Genomic DNA, 19,199 nt, shown 5'->3' with positions numbered 1-19,199 from the left:
CCCGCCGCCGTCAAGGTGAGGGAATGGAATGAAACGAATCGGTTCAAGCCGGCTTCAGCATCTGGGGTCGGCTATTTTTACGGAAGTGGCGGAGTGGAGGCGGGAGGCGGAAGCCCGCGGATTGGATATTATCGATCTTGGCATCGGCAGCCCCGACCGTCCGCCGTCGCAGCGTGTGATGGATACGCTCGCGGCAGCAGTCCGCAATCCGACCCATTACGGCTATCCGTCTTCGGAGGGAAGCCTTGCTTTCCGCAGCGCCGTAGCTCGCTGGTATGAATACCGGTTCAGCGTGCAGCTCGATCCGCAGCGGGAGATCACGACACTTATGGGCTCTCAAGACGGGCTGGCCCACCTCGCGATGGCGGTAGCCGATCCGGGCGATGTAGCCATCGTTCCCGATCCGGGGTATCCGATCTATTCTGCCAGCTTGACGCTTGCCGGGGTCAAGCCCTATTTGCTGCCGCTGCGGGAAGAAAACGGCTTTTTGCCCCGATTGGAGCAAATTCCCGCGGAGACGGCTGCGGCGGCCAGATTCATTCTGCTCAATTATCCGAGCAATCCGCTCGCGGCAGTAGCGGATCTGGATTTTTTCGAGCGTCTAGTCGAATATGCCCGAACGCACGAGCTGCTGATCGTTCATGATGTCGCTTATTCGGAGATGGCGTTCGACGGATTTCGGCCGCGAAGCGTGCTGGAAGTTCCCGGCGCAAAACAAATCGCCGTCGAATTTCATTCGCTGTCGAAAAGCTTCAATATGGCAGGCTGCCGGATTGCTTTTATGGTCGGCAACGAGGAGGCGGTTGGAGCGCTGCGGACGCTCAAATCGAACATCGATTACGGTGTCTTTTCGGCCGTGCAGGAAGCGGGAATAGTGGCATTGGAAGACCAGATGGCCGGATCGGGCTGGGAGGTCGCCTCTGTTTATGAACGAAGGAGAGATCTTGTAGTAGATGGACTGCGTTCATTCGGCTGGGAGGTGCGGAAACCGAAAGCGACAATGTTCATCTGGGCGCCGATTCCTCCAGGCTGGACATCTCGACAAATTTCCCGGGAAATGCTGCTTTCCGCCGGCGTTGTCGTAATTCCGGGAGACGCTTTTGGCGAGCAAGGCGAAGGTTATGTCCGCATCGCACTTGTTCAGGAGGAAGACCGGCTGAAGGAAGCCGTAAGCCGGATCGGCCGCTTTTTGTGCGAAAATAGCCAGAGAAGCCAGTAAAGGCCGGATACAAATAAAAGGTTTTGGTACATTTCGCTACGGTGTTCTTAAGCGGCAAGTTACCACCTTGTTGCAAAAGTGCCGGATACGAAGCGTCTCTTTTTTACCTAATCCTTTCACTAGCTTTCGTACAACAAGCACTCTGAAAAGAGGACGAACGTACGTTCCTTTTTGGGGTGTTTTTTTGTATCCGAAATTGAAAACGGTTGAAGTCGACACGATGAGACAAGGAGGCCGCTGCTTTTCGGGAGTGACGCCGCAAGAAATCGGCAACAGGGTGGATTAAAATGGGAGAGAGAACGTGATCTTGACATGGAAGGGGAATTGTAGTGACTGGGATGGAACGTCCGGGACGGTCGCTCAAGGCCGGGAGCCTTGAGCGCAACGATAATTCGTCTATGCCGAAAACACCCTTGCCCTACCAGCCGCATATGGCCTCCATGCTGCATTCGAGAAGCTGTCGACCGACGGCGGGATCGTTGAGCTGCTGCATAATGCAGCCGATAGCGTTTCCAGGCGGTTGAACGAGGCGATGCTGCGTATGACGAAGGTGATGGACCCGACGCTGCTCGAGGCCGACATCGTCGATTATAACGAGAAAGTCGAGGCGCTGCTGAAAAACAGCGAGGCTGCCCGAAGCCAAAGGGATTTGAAGGGAGCCGTCGATTTTCTCGTCAGGGCGCAGCAGCTTGTGGACGATATGAACGAAGCGATCGCCGAGGCGGATAAGCAGCAGCGGGATGAGTATGTGTTTCCGTTATCGGTCGCAGAAAAGCTGCGCAAAAATCGCGAGGAATTCGAAACGCCGAAGGTGCGGGAGCCGTCGCCGCTGTCGGAAGCGAAGCGAACTTTCGCGAAAGGGAGCTACGAGCTGCTTTACATGAATCAGACCGGAGGCGAGTTCCGCTTTTTCCATTTCAGCGTCCCTGCGGATATTAACGAACCGATCTGGATCGGTTCACCGCTTGCCCAGCAGCCGATGGTCGTAATCGCCGCCCAAGTATTCCAGGAGTAGCCGGGCCTGTGGCATATCCGCTTCCGATTTCCGGGATCGTTCGGTATGTTTTGAGCAATCACGCTACAGCTGCCAAAGCGCGCGCCAAGAACGGGTGCGCGTTTTTTTGCCGCAGAGAGCGTATGTTTTGCTTGATGCCGCATATGTTTAACGATACCGACGGTTAAGGGGTTTAACGATACATTCCCGATTCTTGTTGACGTCGTTTGATTGCAGTTTGTATAATAATGGAAATAAGACATGAAGCTTCTTTTTGTCTGTAAGCGTATACACGGGTAACGCCAACTCGTTCGAAAAGAAGGAGAGGAAGCGAATGCGCCGGAAGTTCGTCAACTCCCCGGTTATGTTTGCGCTCGGTATGTTTGCGATGATGGTGCCGAGTCAGGCGTTCAGCGCGTTTTACAGCTATTATTACGTCGAGAAGCTGGGACTGGGCGTCGGTCTCGCAACGCTCGCCCGGACGATTTACCTGATCTGGGATGCGGTCAACAACCCGATGTTCGGTTATTTGTCCGACAACACGAGAACCCGCTGGGGCAGACGAAAGCCGTGGATTTATGCGGCGATTCCGCTTTTTATGGCTGCGTTCGTCATGGTTTTTGCCCCTCCCGGCGGGCTTTCCGGTTCGAGTCTGTTCGTCTGGTTTCTTGTAGCGCTCATCTTGTTCGAAGGCATCGCCACCATCCTGTGGGTCAACTACGGCGCCTTGTTCCCGGAGCTGTTCCGCGGCGACAGGCTAAGGGCCAAAGCTTCCGCCATTCAGCAAGCGTTTCAGATTGCCGCTATTCTGATCGCCTCCGTTCTGACGCCGATTTTATTCGCGGCGATCGGTTTCGGCAAGATGGCGCTTGTATTCGCCGCCGTTTTTGCCGTCTTCATGCTGCTGTGCATGTTCTCCGTGAAGGAGCGCGAGGAGGAGAAAGGCGAAGCGCCGCTGAAGCTGGTTCATGCTTTCCGGGAAACGCTTAAGAACAAGCCGTTCTGGATTTTTAACATCGCCAATTCGTTCGCCCAAACCGTCAACGGCTTGCTGAGCTCGATCATCCCGTTCTACGGCAAATATGTGCTGCGCATCACCGAGGCGCAAGTATCAATCCTGCTCGCCTCCGTGTTCGTTTCCGTTATTCCGCTGGTCGCCGTCTGGTTCTGGATCGTGCGCAAAATCGGCGGCGTACGAGGCTGGAGGCTGTCGCTGGCCGTATACGGGCTGTCCGTCATTCCGCTATGGTTCGCCGGAAGTCTCGGCGCGGGAATCGCCGCGGGCATATCGGCCGGCTTCGGGCTCGCCGGTTTTCTCGTCACGCCGCCCGTCGTCACCGGCCAAATTATCGATCGCGATTATGAAGCGACCGGGCGCAGAAGAGAGGGTATCTACACCGCCGTCGGCGGTTTTATTACCCGGTCAAGCGGTCTCATCTCCGCCATAGCTTTCTGGATCGTGGGGATGATATTCGGCTATCAAAGCGGGGACAATCCCGGTCCCGATCCAGAGAGCACGTTCCGCTATTTGATCTGCGTCGTTCCTCTCCTGCTGCTGGTGGTTTCTTTCCTCATCTCGCTGCTTTACAAAAATACGCAGAAGAGCGGTTAACCGCCGCTACGAGCCGTTTTCCTTGCCATTGAAATGATGGAATGCCTGCCGGCTCTTTACGCCATAACGCGAAGCGGGTACAATAGAAGGATAACGTTTGCGTACAGATGCATCTCTAATCATATAATGTAAGCGCATACTTTTCGTAGCGATTCATGGCAATCCTTATCCGATGCGGTTCATAAACCGATCTATAGCTATAACAATGATGACGAAGCAAAACGAACGGAGGTATGGATGAGCAAATATTTGATCCTCAACTGTGACGACTTCGGCCAAAGTTTGGCCGCGAACAAGGCCATCATGCATTTGCTGGAGGAGGGAAAAGTATCGTCGGCGACGATCATGCCCCCCGCGCCGGCGTTCCGGGAGGCGGCTGAATGGGCCCGGAGCAGGCCGCATTTGCCGCTCGGGCTGCACTTGACGCTGACGAGCGAATTTTCCGGCTTGCGATGGAAAAGCTTGACCGGACGCGCCTCGCTGCACGACGAAAGCGGCTTTATGCACCGCACCGTCGCCGATTTCGAACAATACGCGCTCGCTAAAGACGTCAAAACGGAAATGCGGGCGCAATTTCAAGCCGTCAAAAAAGCGGGGCTCCGCATCATTCACGTCGATAACCATATGGGCAGCTTGTACGGCCTCGCTACCGGGCGCAGTTTTTTGCCGCATGTTCTGTGGCAGTGCGCAAAGCGGGGGATGCCGTTTCGCATTTTCCGCCGCATCTATCCGAAAGACCGCTTTCTCGCCTCGATTCCCGGGGCGGAGAAGGCGCTGGCGCCGGTAGTGGCGCTCGCCGATACGCTTGGCGTGGGCATCCCGGACTACTTGCTGTCGCATCCGTACCATATCGAGGAAGGGGAAACGTACGACAGCTTCAAGCGATCGCTTGTGCTCAAGCTGTACGACTTGCCCGAAGGGGTAAGCGAAACGTACATCCATCCCGCCGTGCCCGACGCTCAACTGGAGAAGCTGATTCCTTCATGGAGCAAGCGGGTATGGGAGTACAGGCTGATGCTCGACCCGGATTTCGCCTATGCGCTGAAGGATGCCAAGGTGACGCTGACGAATTATGCGTATGTCCGGGACCATATGCGCAAACCCCGGATTCGAGCGGCAGGGTCGCTGCTAAGGCTGATGCTGGCGGGGGGGCGGCACGATTCGCGCCAGGAGCTGCACTAAACGCAGAGCTTGCCGATGAGGCTGCAGAGAATGTATACCGTTCTTAGAAGGGATACAGAATACAAGATGCAAGGGGCTGCCGGGAGCGGCCTCTTTTTTTGCTGCGGCGATGGTATTTTTTGTACATGCATATCGCAAAAATGATAAAATAAACGGAACAGCCCATGAACATATGTTCGAGAATTGGGCATCCGTACGAGGAGGTATGATTCCATGCTAGCACATTTGCAAAAAAGTGGAGACGGTTATATCGCCCGTTTCGAGCGTCTTCTGCACCACCCGGCCGAACAGGCATGGGCGTGGTTGACCGATAACGGCAAACTGCCGCAATGGTTTCCCGAGCTTCGCGCGGAAAGTCTTCGCGAGGGCGGAGCGATGAAGTTCGACATGCAGGACGGCACTTTCGAGGAGATGCCCATCCTCGAACTGAAACACGGCGCGGTGCTTGAATACACATGGGGAAACGATATCGTCCGCTTCGAGCTTACGCAGCTGCCGGAAGGGTGTCGTCTGGTCCTGATCGAGAAGATCAAGGAGCTGACGAATCATACCCCGAAAGATTTGGCCGGCTGGCATGTGTGTCTGGACGTCGTGGAGGCGTTAATGGACGGACGAGCTTTGCCGGACCGGATGGAAGAGTGGAATAAGCTGTACGAGGCCTATACCGAGGCGGTCCAGGCGTTTTCCTGAAACGTCAGGCGTTACATAAGCAGCGAATAGCGGAACTAATTTTCCGCTATTCCTGTTGCGATAGCGGGATGCGGCCGGATAGCGGAGCGAATTTTCCGCTATTTAAGCCAAAACGGTTCATTTTCAAAGGAAAAGGCGGATTTCCGAAGGAATAGCGGAAAATGGCTTCCGCTATTTTACAATTTGCCGGAAAACGGGCGGTTTAGCGGAAAACCGGTTCCGCTATTGCTTCGGCTTCAGATCCGGGCTCGTCAGACGGCGGCAAGCGCGCATAAGCTAAGCAAAGTATCGCCAACTGTCCCGGCGGTTTTCTTCTTTCGATTTTTTCTATAAAATGGGTACGCTATAATCGGGAATAAGATTGCCGAATTTGAAGGGAAGAGCGAATATGGAAGTTTTTTTGGTCGTCCTCGTCTTACTTGGGCTGATCGGCGTCTCCAATGTCGTCAGCCGTTTCGTTCCGTTCATACCGGTTCCGCTTATCCAGATAGCGCTCGGGGGGATCGTTGCGGTCATTCCGGCCCATATTCATCTGCCGCTTGAGCCGGAGCTGTTCTTCGTTCTGTTCATCGCGCCGCTGCTGTACAACGACGGCAAGCACACGCCCCGCGATGAGCTGTGGCGGCTGCGTGCTCCGATCCTGCTGCTCGCGGTCGGGCTCGTGTTCATTACCGTTTTCGCGGTTGGTTACGCGATACATGCGATGATCCCGTCGATTCCGCTGGCGGCCGCTTTCGGGCTCGCCGCCATATTGTCGCCGACGGATGCGGTTGCGGTCGGCGCTTTGGCCGGCAGAATCCATATGCCGAAAAGCCTAATGCGGCTGCTCGAAGGGGAAGCGCTCATGAACGACGCTTCCGGTCTCGTCGCCTTCAAATTCGCGATCGCGGCGGCGGTGACCGGGGTATTTTCGCTGCCGCAGGCGTCGGTAAGCTTCCTGGTCATCTCCATCGGCGGCCTCGTCATCGGGGCGCTGATCGCCTTCCTGATCGCCTGGCTGCAGATCGTGCTGCGCAGAAGCGGGATGGAAGATGTGACGATGCATATGCTGATTCAAATTTTGACCCCGTTCCTGCTTTACATTATCGCGGAGGAACTCGGGATGTCGGGCATTTTGGCCGCCGTCGCCGGCGGTATCGTACATGCGATCGAGCGGGAGCGGACGGAGCCGTCCGTGGTGAAGCTGAAGGTCGTGTCGAACAGCACTTGGTCGGTCATTTTATTTTTGCTGAACGGTCTCGTTTTCGTCATCCTGGGCTTGCAAATTCCGGATGTGACCCGCATTATCTGGGTCAACCCCGCGTTTGACAATTTTGTGGTAATCGGCTACGCGGCGCTCATTTACGTCATGCTCATGGTGCTGCGCTTCGCCTGGACCTATGCGTTCACGAGAGGCGGCAGCCTGCTGGGCTTGAAGAGCGAACGCGGCAAGCCAAGCTTGCGCATACTCGTTATGACTTCGTTCTCGGGCGTGCGCGGTGCGGTAACGCTGGCCGGCGCGTTCTCGATCCCGCTTTTCCTGGACAACGGGAGCCCGTTTCCACAGCGGGATCTGATCGTGTTCCTCGCCACTGCGGTTATCTTGATGTCGCTCGTTGCGGCCAGCATTCTGCTTCCTCTGCTGTCGAAGAAGAAGGCGTCGCCGGACGAAGCGGAGCGGGAGAAAGCCGAGAAGCAGGCGACGATCCGGGTTATGACGGCGGCGATCCAAGCGGTTCATGCCGAAGGCGGGGAAGAGAGCGACGGCGCGGCCGCTGCCGTCATCTCGGACTACAAAATGTGGATTCAGCAAATCCGGATGCAGGGCGGCGGGCGCAAGGCGGCGCGCGACAAAGAGTCGGAGCTGCGGCTGATGGCGCTTCGCGAGGAGCGGGAATGCGCGAAGCAAATGCTGGAGAACGGGCAGATCAAGCGCGAGCATGCCCGGCAATTTTTCAAAATGCTCGATCAGGTCGAGCTTATTCTCGCCAACCGGCTTCATCTGTGGAGCATGCTGATGCGGCTGTTTGTCGGCAAGCTGCGCGCCGGCCTGACGGGCAACAAGGAGCTGGCGGTGGCGACGCTGCCGCCGGGCGATCTCGAAGCGCTTCGGACGATCAAGATCCGCACGTGCGAGGCGGCGATCGAGGAGATGAACAAAGTGCGCTGCACGGAGAACGAGCAGGAGGCGGAAGGCGTCATCTCGTATTATGACAGCATGCTCGACCGGCTGGCCCGCGTCCCCCGTATGCTCCGGGGCCACGACAAGGCGTTTGAAAGCCGCAAGAAGGAGCTTCACTGGATCGCGATTCAAGCCGAACGGGACAAGGTGCAATCAATGTACGAGAAGGGCGAGATTACCCGGGAGACGGCCGCCAAGCTGAGGAAAATGATCCGCGAGAGGGAAGCGCTTATGTTTGAGAAGGACGAGATTGGCTGAAACGGCGGCTATGGCGTTTCGCCGACGTCATTTTTCCGATACTCCTGTGGCGTCATGCCGGTTTTGAGCCGAAACAGCTCGTGAAAATATTTCATGTCCTGGTACCCGACGGCGTTCGCGATTTGCTGGACGGTCATCGAGGTCGTCTTCAGCAGCTCGTTGCTTTTTTTGATGCGAAGATGCTGGACATACGAGGTGAAGGAGGAGCCGGTCGCCTGCTTGAGCAGCCGCTGCAAATGGCTGACGCTCAGGTAGGCGTGCTCCGCCACCTGCTTCAGCGCGATGTCCTCGGCGAAATGATGCTTGATATATTGCAAGGCGTCCTGAATTCTCGGGCTGCGCTTTTCGTAAACGCCCGTTTTGACGGAATGCCGGTACAGCAGGGCAAATAACTGGGCGAATAGGGCGTGGACGATAACCTCGTAGCCGGGCTGTCTTTGGCGGTATTCGGAGAGCAGGTTGTAGAACAAGTCGGTGAAAGCGTTGTCTTTATCGTAAAGGTGAAGCCACGGCCGCTCCAGCGTCTCCGGGGCGAACAACGCCCGGTGCAGAGGCGAGCCTTCCGGCGGGAAATCGGTCCACGGCCGCAGCGCCTCCGGCCGGAATACGCAGTTGATGACGCTCAGGCTGCCTACCTTCGAGGGAGAGGGCGGCCGGTATACGTGTGAGGTTCCGATCGGGAGCAGGAAGATGTCGCCCTGCTTCACCTGCACGGTCGTGTTGTTAATGTACTGAAATCCGGTCCCTTCGGTGACGTAACTGATTTCAATGGCGTCGTGCGTATGCTGGTGAAGCTTGAACGCCTCGTAAGCCCGGTTGACGAACACATGCATGCCCGGCCGGAACCGTTCCTCCGACTTGAAAATGCTAGTAACGGCAGTTGTCATTGCCAGCGCCTCCTAGTCCCGATCTTTCCTTCATTCATACCACGGAAATGCCCCGCGTTCAACCCTTTGTCTCTCTGCCGAGCCTTCCGGCCGCTTTCTATTGTGAGTTGATACCCCTATACAATTCATGCGTTAGCCCCATATATGGAAAGCGTTTTCTCGTATAATCAAAAGTAGGAACACCGTTATCAGGCTCATCAGCAAGGAGGAAGCAGCATGACCCAAATCGACCGCCGGGCGCTCGTAACCCGGCACAACCCCGTCATTCGCGGAATCGTTCCGATGGCGCCGCTTTCCGTAGGAAACGGGGAATTCGCCTTCACGGCAGATTTGACGGGAATGCAAACATTCCCTGAAGCATATGAAGTTCCTTTAAGCACACAGTCGCAGTGGGGCTGGCACAGCTCGGGCGGGAGACACGTCTGGAAACTGGCGGACGTCCCCCTGCAATACCGCGACGGAGAGCGGGGCGGCTACCCGATCCGCGCCGAAGACCGCGAGGAGACGTATCACTGGCTCCGGCAAAATCCGCATCGGCTGCAGCTCGGCGAGTTTGGCTTCCGGTTTGTATCGGCCTCCGGCGAGTCGCTGACGACTGCGCATCTAACGGACGCCGAGCAAACGCTCGATTTATGGAGCGGAATATTGACGAGCCGGTTCCGTGCGGACGGCGTGCCCGTCTCGGTGCAAACCGTATGTCATCCGCAGTTGGACCAGTTCGGCGTAGTCGTGGAAAGCCCGCTGCTCGCCGAAGGCAGGCTCGAGATCGCAATCCGCTTCCCTGCGCCGGGGATGGTGTCGACAAGCTGGGACCGCAGCATCGCACTGAACTGGGGGGAGGCGGATTCCCATAGTACGGAGTGCCGGAGGGTCTCCCCGAACGAGGCGCTGATCGAGCGAACGATGGACGATGACGGCTATCGGGTTGCCGTAGGATGGTCGCACGGAGAGCTTATGCGGGAGAGCGCTCACGCCTTCTGGCTGAAACCGGGAGGCGGGGCGGGCCGTCTGGAGTTTGCGGCCGGCTTCGCTCGTTCTAATGCCATACCGGAGCTGGTATCGGTGACGGAGACGATCGCGGCAAGCGAGCGGCATTGGGAGTCGTTCTGGAGCGAAGGCGGGGCGATCGAAATGGCTGGAAGCCGTGACCCGCGTGCGGCGGAGCTGGAGCGGCGAATCGTGCAGTCGTTGTTTTTGACGGCGATCCACTGCGCGGGCTCGCTGCCGCCGCAGGAAACCGGTCTGCTGTATAATAGCTGGTTCGGCAAATTCCATCTCGAGATGCACTGGTGGCACGCCTTTCATTTTCCGCTTTGGGGGCGGGCCGGTCTGCTTCGCAAAAGCATGGGCTGGTACCGGGACATCCTGCCGGCCGCTAGGGAGCTGGCGAAGGCGCAAGGTTACGAAGGAGCGCGCTGGCCGAAGATGGTTGCGCCGGACGGCGTGCAAAGCCCGTCGCCGATCGGCCCGCTGCTCATCTGGCAGCAGCCGCATCCGATCGCTCTCGCCGAACTGCTTTATTTGGCGGACCGGTCGGACGATACGCTGGAACAATACGGGGAGCTGGTGTTCGCCTCTGCCGACTTTATGGCTTCATTCGCGTTATGGGACGAGGCGGGAGGGCGGTACGTGCTCGGTCCTCCCGTCATTCCCGCCCAGGAGCGGCATAAGGGCGAGCAGACGTGGAACCCGACTTACGAGCTGGAATATTGGCGGCACGGGCTTGACCTCGCGGAACAATGGGCGCAGCGGCTCGGCCGGAAAGCGAATCCGAAGTGGGCGGACGTTCGCGACAAGCTGTCGGCGCTTCCCGAGGCGGAAGGCGTTTACCTCGCTCACGAGAACGCGCCGGACACCTTTGTTCGCACGAATACGGACCATCCTTCGATGCTTGGGGCGTTTGGCATGCTGCCTGGCCACACAGTCGACCGCGAAACGATGCGGAGGACGCTGGATCGCGTCATGGAAAGCTGGAGCTGGGGGACGACTTGGGGCTGGGATTATCCGATGGCGGCGATGACGGCCGCCCGTCTCGGGGACGGCAAGCGGGCCGTCGATCTGCTGTTGATGGACGTGACGAAAAATACGTATTTGCCAAACGGGCACAATTACCAGCGGCCGGGTCTGATGGCTTATTTGCCCGGCAACGGAGGCTTGCTGACCGCCGTGGCGATGATGGCCTGCGGCTGGCAGGGCGGTCCCGAGTGCCATGCGCCCGGCTTTCCGGACGACGGCAGCTGGAACGTGCGCTGGGAAGGGCTTCATCGGTTCATGTAAATACGCCGGACAGACCCGTTCACGACAAAAAAACGCAGGGAGACGATAACGTGAGCTTCTTATTCAAGCTGCGGCTGAGCGCCGGCAGCCATCATCGCGAATTTTGCCCCGTAAGCTTCCGCATCGCTGCGGACAGCCCGCTGCTGCAAGGCAGTGATACTACCACGCTGCATATGCTCGGCCGGGATGGGGAGCCGGTGCCGCTCCAATGCGAGACGGCCGGCGGCCAGCTCGCAATCCACTGGATCGTAAACCGCTTACCCGCCGGGGAAACGGCGGAATACGCCGTTTATGCGGGAGAGTCGGGAAGCTCTCACGATCAACCGGAAGCGGAGCCGATTCGGCTTATCGAGAAGGAGGATCGGATCGATGTGGCGATAGGAGGCAGTTATTTTACCTCCTACGTATTCGACCCCGCGCTCGCCAAGCCATACATCGGTCCCGTGATCGGCCCTTATGGAGCCAGCTTCACCCGCCTCGACTCGACACGAAGGAGCATCCGCACCACCGCTCGCTGTGGGTGGCGATCGGCGACGTGAACGGCATCGACTTCTGGAACGAGCCGTCCGGGCGATACGGCAAGCAGCAGGTGACCGGACACGTGGAGAAGGCGGCAGGTCCCGTATTCGCCAGGCTTGCTTCTACGCAGAGCTGGTGCACGCACGGAGGCAAGGCGCAGCTTACCGAAAAGCGGACGGCGATTTTTTACAATACGCCTGCGGACGGACGTTTTATCGATCTCGATTTCGAGCTGTTCGCGGACAAAGGCCGCCTCGAGCTAGGCGCGACGAAGGAAGCCGGACCGCTCGGCATCCGGGTTGCGGAATCGATAAAGGCGGATAACGGCGGCACGATCGCGAATGCCTTCGGCTCGATCGGGGAGAAGGAATGCTGGGGGCAGCGCGCCCCGTGGTGCGATTATTACGGCGACACGGACGGGCATACGCTCGGCATAGCCGCATTCGACCACCCGGACAACGACGATTTCCCGACGTACTGGCACGTTCGCGATTACGGGCTGCTGGCGGCGAACAATTTGTACTTCGCTGGCGGGAAGCTGCTGAAGAAGGGGCAGTCGATCCGCTACCGGCACCGGATTTACTTCCACGAGGGCGATACGGCGGCCGCCAGAGTCGCGGACAAATACCAGGATTACATTCATCCGCCGGAGATTGGCGTGGTCCAGGAATAGAAGGGGACGGGAGTTGAGTCGGATGGAACATATCGAAGCTGCGCCGAAAACGGAACCGCGGGCGAAAATCGAGCCCAAGCGCCGCCAACTCGTGCTGAGGCGTCCGGCTTCCTGGTGGGGAGCGCTGTGGCGCGAGGCGCTTCCTTCCGGGAACGGGCTCGTCGGAGCCGCCGTGTACGGCGGCGTGTGCAGCGAAACCGTGCTGCTGAACCATGCGATGCTGTGGCACGGCGGCTTGAAGGGCGAGCTCCCGGACGTCGGCCATCTGCTGCCGGACATTCGCCGGCGCATGAGGGAGCAAGATTACATGGGCGCGAAAACGGCGCTCACGGAGGCGCTGGCGGAGCGGGGATACGAGTCGAAGCGCGAGGTACCGATGCCGCTCGGAGACATCAAGGTGACGATGCCGATGCAGGACGCCTTCCGCAACTACCGGCGGACGCTCGATATGGAAACCGGAGAGGTATCCGTCCGCTGGGATAGCGGCGGCTCCGCCTACGAACGGGTGCTGTTCGTCTCCCGTTCGGACGATATGGTCGTCTACGAGCTGCGCGCGAATTCGGGTCACGTGGAAGCCGCAATCGGACTTATGCCCCACGATATGGCCGAGTCTCCTTCTTCCGTTCCCGCTTATGTGGCGTCTTCGGCGGCAACGATAGCCGACCGCAGCTATTTGTTCTATGCGGCGGCGAATGACGACGGGCGGGACTTCGGTGCGGTGCTTCGGGTCCTAACAAGCAAGGGGCAAGTCGGTAGCTCGGGCGACTGCATCCGGGTGTCCGGAGCGGAGCGGGTGCTCGTGCTGCTGAAAACATTCGCCGGCGGCGACCGCGCGGCCGACTGGCCTCGGCTGGAGCGGGAGCTGGAGGCGGTCCGCTTCTCCTACGGCGAGCTGCTGGAGCGCCACGCTGCGCTGCACCGGCCGCTGTTCGCAGCGGCGGACATTCGCCTCGGCGGAGAAGAGGACGTCAGCTCGAATGAGGAACTGCTGCTGGACGCTTACGAAGGCGAGGGCTTGCCCGCGGCTATGGCCGAAACGATGTGGGCGTATGGGCGTTACTTGTTCGTCTCGGCTACCGGTCCGGAAGGGCTCCCGATGCCGTTGTACGGACTGTGGGGCGGCGAGTATCGGCTCATGTGGAGCCACTTCATGGCGAACGAAAACATCCAGATGACGTACTGGCACGCCTCCGTAGGCGGCCTGTCCGAACTGGTTCTGCCGCTGCTTCACTATTATGAGAGCAGGATGGACGTTTTTCGCGATAACGCCCGCAAACTGTACGGCTGCCGGGGCATCTTCATCCCGGCCGGAACGACGCCTAACGTCTGTACGCCCTTCCAGACCGTGCCGGTCATTTTGTACTGGACGGGAGCGGCCGGATGGCTGGCCCAGCATTTTTACGAATACTACTTGTTCACGGGCGATCGTACGTTTCTGCGCGAGCGGGCGATGCCGTTCATGCGCGAAGCGGCGCTGTTTTTGCAGGACTTTTTCGAGCTGGGCGAAGACGGCTATTACCGCTCGTATCCGTCCGTATCGCCGGAAAATACGCCGGCGAACTTTTACCCGCGCGGTCCGAAGCCGCTGGCCCATCCTATGCCTAGCGCGATCAACGCCACGCTTGACTTCGCGATCGCGAAGGAGCTGCTGGCGAACTTGATCGAGGGCGGACGGGAAATCGGCACGGACGAAGCCGAGATAGCCGAGTGGGAGCAGATGCTCAGCCGCATCCCGCCTTACGCCGTCAATAGCGACGGAGCAGTAAAGGAATGGATGCACGAGCATTTCGAGGACAATTATCGCCACCGTCATATGTCGCATACGTACCCGGTATTTCCCGGACGGGAAATTACGCGGGAAAGCGACCCGGCGCTGTTCGAGGCGTTCGGCGTTGCGGCGATGAAGCGGCTCGTGATCGGGCTCGGCGACCAGACAGCCTGGTCGCTGGCGCATCTCGCCAACCTGTACGCCCGCATGGCGGACGGCGACCGCGCGCTCGAATGCCTCGAGCTGCTGGCCCGCTCGTGTCTGCTCGTCAATCTGTACACGGTCCACAACGACTGGCGCGGCATGGGCGTGACGTTGTCCGACCGGAAGGCGCCGGTGCAGCTCGACGCCAATATGGGCTGGGTGTCGGCCGTGCAGGAGCTGCTGTTGTACGCATCGCCGAAGCTCATCAAGCTGCTGCCGGCGCTGCCTGCTGCCTGGAAGAGCGGTTCGGCGCGGGGGCTGCGCTTTTGTGCCGGCTCGGTGGCGATGCTGTGGGACGCGGAGCCCGGGCGATTCGAAGCAGAGCTGTGTGCGGAGCGGGAAGCGCGGCTCATCGTGAAGCTTCCGGAGGCGTTCGGCGGCTGCCGCTGGCGGCTCGAGCACGCGAACGGGGAGACCGGGGAAGGCGAATGCGGCGATGGCTTCGAGGTCCGTTTGCGGGCGGGGAGCCGGCTTCGCCTGTGGTCCTAACAACAGGGGTTCGCCGCATTTACAAGAAAAAAGAAAGGGGGGAAGCCGGTTGAGCGGACAAACGCTGGAGCAGCAGTTTCGAACGCCGTCGGACGAATTTACGCCGATCCCGTTCTGGTTTTGGAACGACGCGCTCACGGAGGGGGAGCTTATTCGGCAAATCGGCGGCTTCGCGGATAAAGGCGTCAATGGCTTCGTCATTCATCCGCGGATGGGCATTCCCGAGTCGATTCCGTATTTGTCGGACCGTTATATGGATTTGGTCGAGACCGCCGTGAAGGAAGCGTCAAGGCGCCGGATGACCGTGTTTTTGTATGACGAGGCGATGTACCCTTCGGGCTCCGCTAAAGGCTTGGTCGTGGAAGGCAATCCCGAATACGCGAGCCGGGGCCTGAAAATGACGATACTGGACGGCACCGTCCGCTTCGAGCTTGCGGAACTGCTGGAGGAAGGCGATACGCTCGTAGCTGCGTTAGCGGTGAGGGTCCGGGAGGGGCGGGTGGTGGGCGAGCAAGCGATAGTCGCGCTGGAACCTGCGGGCGGCGCGATCGACTTCGAAGCGCCGGATGGCAGCGGCGACTGGTCGATTGCGCTGTTTATCGAAACATACTCCAAAGGGACGATCCGCGGCGTTCACGTAGGGGAGGACGACGGCGAGCCGAACGCTCCGGCTGCGGCCGACCTGCTGAATCCGCAGGCCGTCGCCAAATTTATCCGGCTTACGCACGACCGCTATTACGGAAGGCTCGCCCGCTACTTCGGCACCACGATCCAGGCGGTGTTCACGGACGAGCCGGATATGCTCGGACGAAGGCACCGAAAAGGGCTTATGCCGTGGACCGCAGGTTTTCTGGAGCTTTTCCTGGCCGAAGGAAACCGGTTAACCGACCTGCCCAAGCTGTGGCTGGAGGCGGAAACGTCGGCTGCCGTTCGGGCCCGCTACCGCAAAGCGGTGCGCAAGCGCCTCGTCGCCTCCTACTACAAGCCGCTCGCGGATTGGTGCGAGCAGCACGGCATCGGCCTCACGGGCCACCCGGAGGCGAGCGACGACATCGGTTTGCTGGATCATTTTCACATCCCGGGCCAGGACGTCGTCTGGCGCTGGGTCGGACCCGAAGACGGCAAAGCGCTGGAAGGGCGGCACAGCACGATGGCCAAATGCTCCTCCGATGCGGCCAGACATTTGGGCCGGAGGCGCAACCTGAACGAAGCGCTCGGCGTATGCGGCCTCGGAAACGGCTGGCATCTGACGGCGGGCGATATGAAATGGTATTTGGATTGGCTGTTCGTCCGCGGCGTCAATATGATCTGCCCGCACGCCTTTTATTACTCCGTGGACGGCCCGCTCCGCTACAAGGAGCGTCCTCCTGACGTCGGTCCGAACAACATCTGGTGGCCGCATTACGAAAGGTTCGCCGCCTACATGAAGCGGATGTGCTGGCTCATGACGGACAGCCGGAACGTTACCCGGGTTGCTGTGCTTTGCCGGGACAACTGGCTCCCCTGGCGCATCGTAAAGCCGCTCTATGAGAATCAGCTGGAGTTCAATTATTTGGAGGAGCGGCTGCTAAGCGGCGTCTGCTCGATCGGGGACGGGGAAATCCGGATCGCCGGCCAGTCGTACGCCGTGCTGCTCGTGGAGAACGAAGGCGTGTGGGACGAAGCAACGCTTGAGGCGGTGCTGCGGTTCAGGAAAAGCGGCGGCTCCGTGATCGTTCTGGAGCAGGAGGGCGTGCAATCCGGGGAGATGCCTTCCACGCGGAAAATAGCGAAGGCCGGTCAGGTCGTGAATGCGCTGGACGGCTACATCGGCAGAGACGTTCGGCTGGAGCAACCGTGCCCGGACATTCGCGTTAGCACGGTCGTCAAGGAGGGGCGGCATTTTATCGTTCTCATTCATGAAGGCGAATCTCGCTTCGAAGGAACGGTAACCGCTTCCTTCGCCGGGAGCGTGCGGCGGTGGGACGCATGGACCGGGGAGATCGGAGCCGCGGAGCTGCGGCCCGCCGATTCGGGGACGGCCATCCGAATCGTTTTGGAGCGCAGACAAAGCGTCATTTTCGAATTCGATCCGAGTGCCGCACAACTTTCGGAATCCGTGCCGGAGCCGGAGCTGCCCGAACAGGCCGCTTCCGACGTCAGGCCGGCAACAACACTGGCGCTTTCCGAAGGCTGGAGGGTGGAGGCACCCGGATTCCCTGTGGCGCCCGCCGGGCTTGGCGCATGGAACGAGCAGCCGGAGTTGGCGTTTGTATCCGGCACCGCAGTATATACCGTCAGCTTCAGGCTGGATGAAGCGGAAACGGACAAGCCGCTTTTGCTCGACCTTGGCGAGGTGCACGAAATCGCCGTCGTGCAAGTGAACGGCAGGGAAGCGGGCGTTCTGCTGTGGGCGCCGTATCGGGTCGACATCCGCCCGTTTGTGAGGCGGGGGGCCAACGAGCTGCGCATTGCCGTCACCAGCAGCCTGGCGAACCGGTACGACCGGGTCGGCCTGCCCTCCGGCTTGATCGGTCCGGTGCGGCTGCTGGAAGGATAGAAAGCGCGAATTTCAAATTGGGGGAGGTTTTATCGATGAGACACGTTATTGGAAAAAACAGGATTCTGGCCGCATCGCTCGGATTTAGCATGATGCTCGTAACCGCTTGCTCGGGCGGCGGGGAAGGAGGACGGAGCGGAGCGGAGACGCCGGCCCCGAACGCAAACGCCAAAGAAAACGAACCGGCAAGCCTGGTCGTTTACTCGAACAGCGGCGACGCCGTAGAAAGCTGGAACGAGCGCTTCGGCGACGCGCTTAAGCAGAAGTTTCCCTCGTACACGATCAAGTACGTGCAGAGTACGAAAACTTTCGGCTTGAAGGAGCTGTTTGCGAACGGTGAAACGATCGACATATATTGGGACTCGATCGGCAGTTTCGCCTCGACGCTGCTGGACAACAACATGCAGTACGACATGGCCGAGCTGATGAAGCCGCGCGGCATCGATTTTTCCAACATGGAGCCGACCGTAGCCGATTCCGTCAAGCTCATCGATAAAACGAAAATATACGGTATCCCCGTGTTCAACAACAATATGGTGCTTTATTACAACAAGGACATCTTCGACAAGTTCGGCATTCCTTATCCGAAAGACGGCATGACGTGGAGCGAAGCGAACAAGCTCGGGGAGAAGCTGACGCGGTTCGACGGTAAACAATATATCGGGTTGTCGTCCTCGCAGACGCATATTTTGAACATGAACCAGCTGTCGATTCCATTTGTCGATCCGGACAAATTGACCCCGACCATCAACACCGATCCGAAATGGAAGGAGCTGTTCGACACCGTATTCGTCGGACCGGCGAAGGCGGCGGGCTACAAGGAGTATATGGAGGCGCACAAAAGCGTCATTCCGTACCGGGATGAATTCCTGAAGGAGAAAGAGGTGGCCATGTTCGCCTGGCTCTCGTCGATCATCTTCGTTTACCCGGACGAATACAAAAGCATGAACTGGGATATGGTGTCGCTGCCGACGTTCGAGCAACTGCCCAAGGTTGGCTCGCAGGCGTATCCGACGTATTTTGCGGTGACGAACATGTCGAAGCAGAAGGAGCAGGCGATGAACGTTATCCAGTATTTGATATCCGAGGAGATGCAGAAGCAGCTTAGCAAGAAAGGCGTCATGCCCGTGTTGAAGGACGAAGCGATCCAGAAGCTGTACGGCCAGGAAAGCAGCTTTAAGGGTAAAAACTTTCAAGCCTCCTTCTATAACAAGTTCGCGCCGATTCCCGCCAAAACGAAGTACGAAAGCTTGCTGCTTACCCCTTATGCGAAAGCGGTTCCAAAGGTGATTTTGACCGGTGACGCCAACAGCGTATTCCGCAGCACGGAAGAGGAGACCGCCAAAAAAATCGCCGAGGCTAAAAACCAGTAGCCTTCCGCTGCCGCACCAGGGCTCAAACCAAAAAAGAACAAGATCGCCCCGAACGGGAGCGGTCTTGTTCTTTTTTTCTGACGGCATAATTAGGACGCCGCTACGAACTGGCTGATGATAAGAGTCTTTGGAGCACCTTAATTCAACATGATTTGGGAATTATTTGGTATAGCAGCCTTCCAAGACTCTTATTTTGTGCCGAAATCGTTATTTGAGGCAAGTTTATCGAAAATAAGAGGCCCGAACGTCACTAGCGTTGCAAAGAAGTTAACATGAAAAATACAATCTCTTGTATTTACTATATCTGTTAAATTATGATGTGTTTTCATGGCCCAAATAAAAAAAATCTCCTAT

At 58.5% G+C, this 19,199-nt stretch carries 13 protein-coding genes; 12 read left to right on the top strand and 1 reads right to left on the bottom strand.

Annotated elements, in window-relative coordinates; all coding sequences use genetic code 11:
• The first annotated feature begins 28 nt into the window (after positions 1 to 28).
• From D7M11_RS27705 to D7M11_RS27680, 6 genes are all read left to right on the top strand, one after another.
• Positions 29 to 1,219 carry an aminotransferase class I/II-fold pyridoxal phosphate-dependent enzyme gene (locus tag D7M11_RS27705; protein ID WP_120750517.1) on the top strand — a complete coding sequence of 397 codons (1,191 nt, stop codon included), beginning with the start codon at positions 29 to 31 and terminating at the stop codon, positions 1,217 to 1,219.
• Positions 1,220 to 1,739: 520 nt separating this feature from the next.
• Positions 1,740 to 2,234: a hypothetical protein gene (locus tag D7M11_RS27700; protein ID WP_205127124.1), complete on the top strand. Its 495-nt coding sequence runs from the start codon at positions 1,740 to 1,742 to the stop codon at positions 2,232 to 2,234.
• 313 nt (positions 2,235 to 2,547) lie between these two features.
• The gene (locus D7M11_RS27695) at positions 2,548 to 3,825 is read left to right on the top strand and encodes an MFS transporter (RefSeq protein ID WP_120750515.1); all 1,278 of its coding nucleotides are present in this window, start codon (positions 2,548 to 2,550) and stop codon (positions 3,823 to 3,825) included.
• A gap of 237 nt (positions 3,826 to 4,062) precedes the next feature.
• Positions 4,063 to 5,007 carry a polysaccharide deacetylase family protein gene (locus tag D7M11_RS27690; protein WP_120750514.1) on the top strand — a complete coding sequence of 315 codons (945 nt, stop codon included), beginning with the start codon at positions 4,063 to 4,065 and terminating at the stop codon, positions 5,005 to 5,007.
• Positions 5,008 to 5,220: 213 nt separating this feature from the next.
• The gene (locus tag D7M11_RS27685) at positions 5,221 to 5,697 is read left to right on the top strand and encodes an SRPBCC family protein (protein WP_120750513.1); all 477 of its coding nucleotides are present in this window, start codon (positions 5,221 to 5,223) and stop codon (positions 5,695 to 5,697) included.
• Between the two features lie 388 nt (positions 5,698 to 6,085).
• Positions 6,086 to 8,116, top strand: coding sequence for a Na+/H+ antiporter (locus D7M11_RS27680; RefSeq protein ID WP_120750512.1), 2,031 nt, complete (start codon positions 6,086 to 6,088; stop codon positions 8,114 to 8,116).
• A gap of 8 nt (positions 8,117 to 8,124) precedes the next feature.
• Here D7M11_RS27680 and D7M11_RS27675 read toward each other — a convergent pair whose 3' ends face one another.
• Positions 8,125 to 9,003, bottom strand: a complete 879-nt coding sequence (locus D7M11_RS27675; protein WP_120750511.1) for an AraC family transcriptional regulator — start codon at positions 9,001 to 9,003, stop codon at positions 8,125 to 8,127.
• A gap of 216 nt (positions 9,004 to 9,219) precedes the next feature.
• Here D7M11_RS27675 and D7M11_RS27670 point away from each other — a divergent pair, with 216 nt between their 5' ends.
• Genes D7M11_RS27670 through D7M11_RS27645 form a run of 6 tightly spaced genes read left to right on the top strand, consistent with a single transcriptional unit; the run spans position 9,220 to position 18,845 of the window.
• The gene (locus tag D7M11_RS27670) at positions 9,220 to 11,280 is read left to right on the top strand and encodes a glycoside hydrolase family 65 protein (protein WP_120750510.1); all 2,061 of its coding nucleotides are present in this window, start codon (positions 9,220 to 9,222) and stop codon (positions 11,278 to 11,280) included.
• A 50-nt stretch (positions 11,281 to 11,330) separates the two neighbouring features.
• Positions 11,331 to 11,819, top strand: a complete 489-nt coding sequence (locus D7M11_RS36555; protein ID WP_158606868.1) for a hypothetical protein — start codon at positions 11,331 to 11,333, stop codon at positions 11,817 to 11,819.
• Positions 11,801 to 12,472 (top strand): DUF6807 domain-containing protein, encoded by a 672-nt coding sequence (locus D7M11_RS27660; protein WP_158606867.1) that lies wholly within the window; start codon positions 11,801 to 11,803, stop codon positions 12,470 to 12,472. Before D7M11_RS36555 ends, D7M11_RS27660 begins: the two co-directional genes overlap by 19 nt.
• A 22-nt stretch (positions 12,473 to 12,494) precedes the next feature.
• Positions 12,495 to 14,933, top strand: coding sequence for a glycosyl hydrolase family 95 catalytic domain-containing protein (locus tag D7M11_RS27655; RefSeq protein WP_120750507.1), 2,439 nt, complete (start codon positions 12,495 to 12,497; stop codon positions 14,931 to 14,933).
• Between the two features lie 49 nt (positions 14,934 to 14,982).
• The gene (locus tag D7M11_RS27650; protein WP_240041332.1) at positions 14,983 to 17,472 is read left to right on the top strand and encodes a glycosylhydrolase-like jelly roll fold domain-containing protein; all 2,490 of its coding nucleotides are present in this window, start codon (positions 14,983 to 14,985) and stop codon (positions 17,470 to 17,472) included.
• Between the two features lie 35 nt (positions 17,473 to 17,507).
• Positions 17,508 to 18,845, top strand: coding sequence for an ABC transporter substrate-binding protein (locus tag D7M11_RS27645; protein ID WP_120750505.1), 1,338 nt, complete (start codon positions 17,508 to 17,510; stop codon positions 18,843 to 18,845).
• Positions 18,846 to 19,199: the final 354 nt, after the last annotated feature.

Origin of the sequence: Paenibacillus ginsengarvi (genome assembly GCF_003626695.1) — a bacterium.
Taxonomy (GTDB): Bacteria; Bacillota; Bacilli; order Paenibacillales; family NBRC-103111; genus Paenibacillus_AB; species Paenibacillus_AB ginsengarvi.
This window is presented reverse-complemented; position numbering and strand designations above follow the sequence as displayed.

Bases quoted from the DNA above. Each gene is read 5' to 3' on its own strand.
- D7M11_RS27645 (WP_120750505.1), top strand. From the start codon at position 17,508: ATGAGACACGTTATTGGAAAAAACAGGATTCTGGCCGCATCGCTCGGA.
- D7M11_RS27655 (WP_120750507.1), top strand. From the start codon at position 12,495: ATGGAACATATCGAAGCTGCGCCGAAAACGGAACCGCGGGCGAAAATC.
- D7M11_RS27695 (WP_120750515.1), top strand. From the start codon at position 2,548: ATGCGCCGGAAGTTCGTCAACTCCCCGGTTATGTTTGCGCTCGGTATG.
- D7M11_RS27680 (WP_120750512.1), top strand. From the start codon at position 6,086: ATGGAAGTTTTTTTGGTCGTCCTCGTCTTACTTGGGCTGATCGGCGTC.
- D7M11_RS27675 (WP_120750511.1), bottom strand. From the start codon at position 9,003: ATGACAACTGCCGTTACTAGCATTTTCAAGTCGGAGGAACGGTTCCGG.
- D7M11_RS27670 (WP_120750510.1), top strand. From the start codon at position 9,220: ATGACCCAAATCGACCGCCGGGCGCTCGTAACCCGGCACAACCCCGTC.
- D7M11_RS27685 (WP_120750513.1), top strand. From the start codon at position 5,221: ATGCTAGCACATTTGCAAAAAAGTGGAGACGGTTATATCGCCCGTTTC.
- D7M11_RS27705 (WP_120750517.1), top strand. From the start codon at position 29: ATGAAACGAATCGGTTCAAGCCGGCTTCAGCATCTGGGGTCGGCTATT.
- D7M11_RS27690 (WP_120750514.1), top strand. From the start codon at position 4,063: ATGAGCAAATATTTGATCCTCAACTGTGACGACTTCGGCCAAAGTTTG.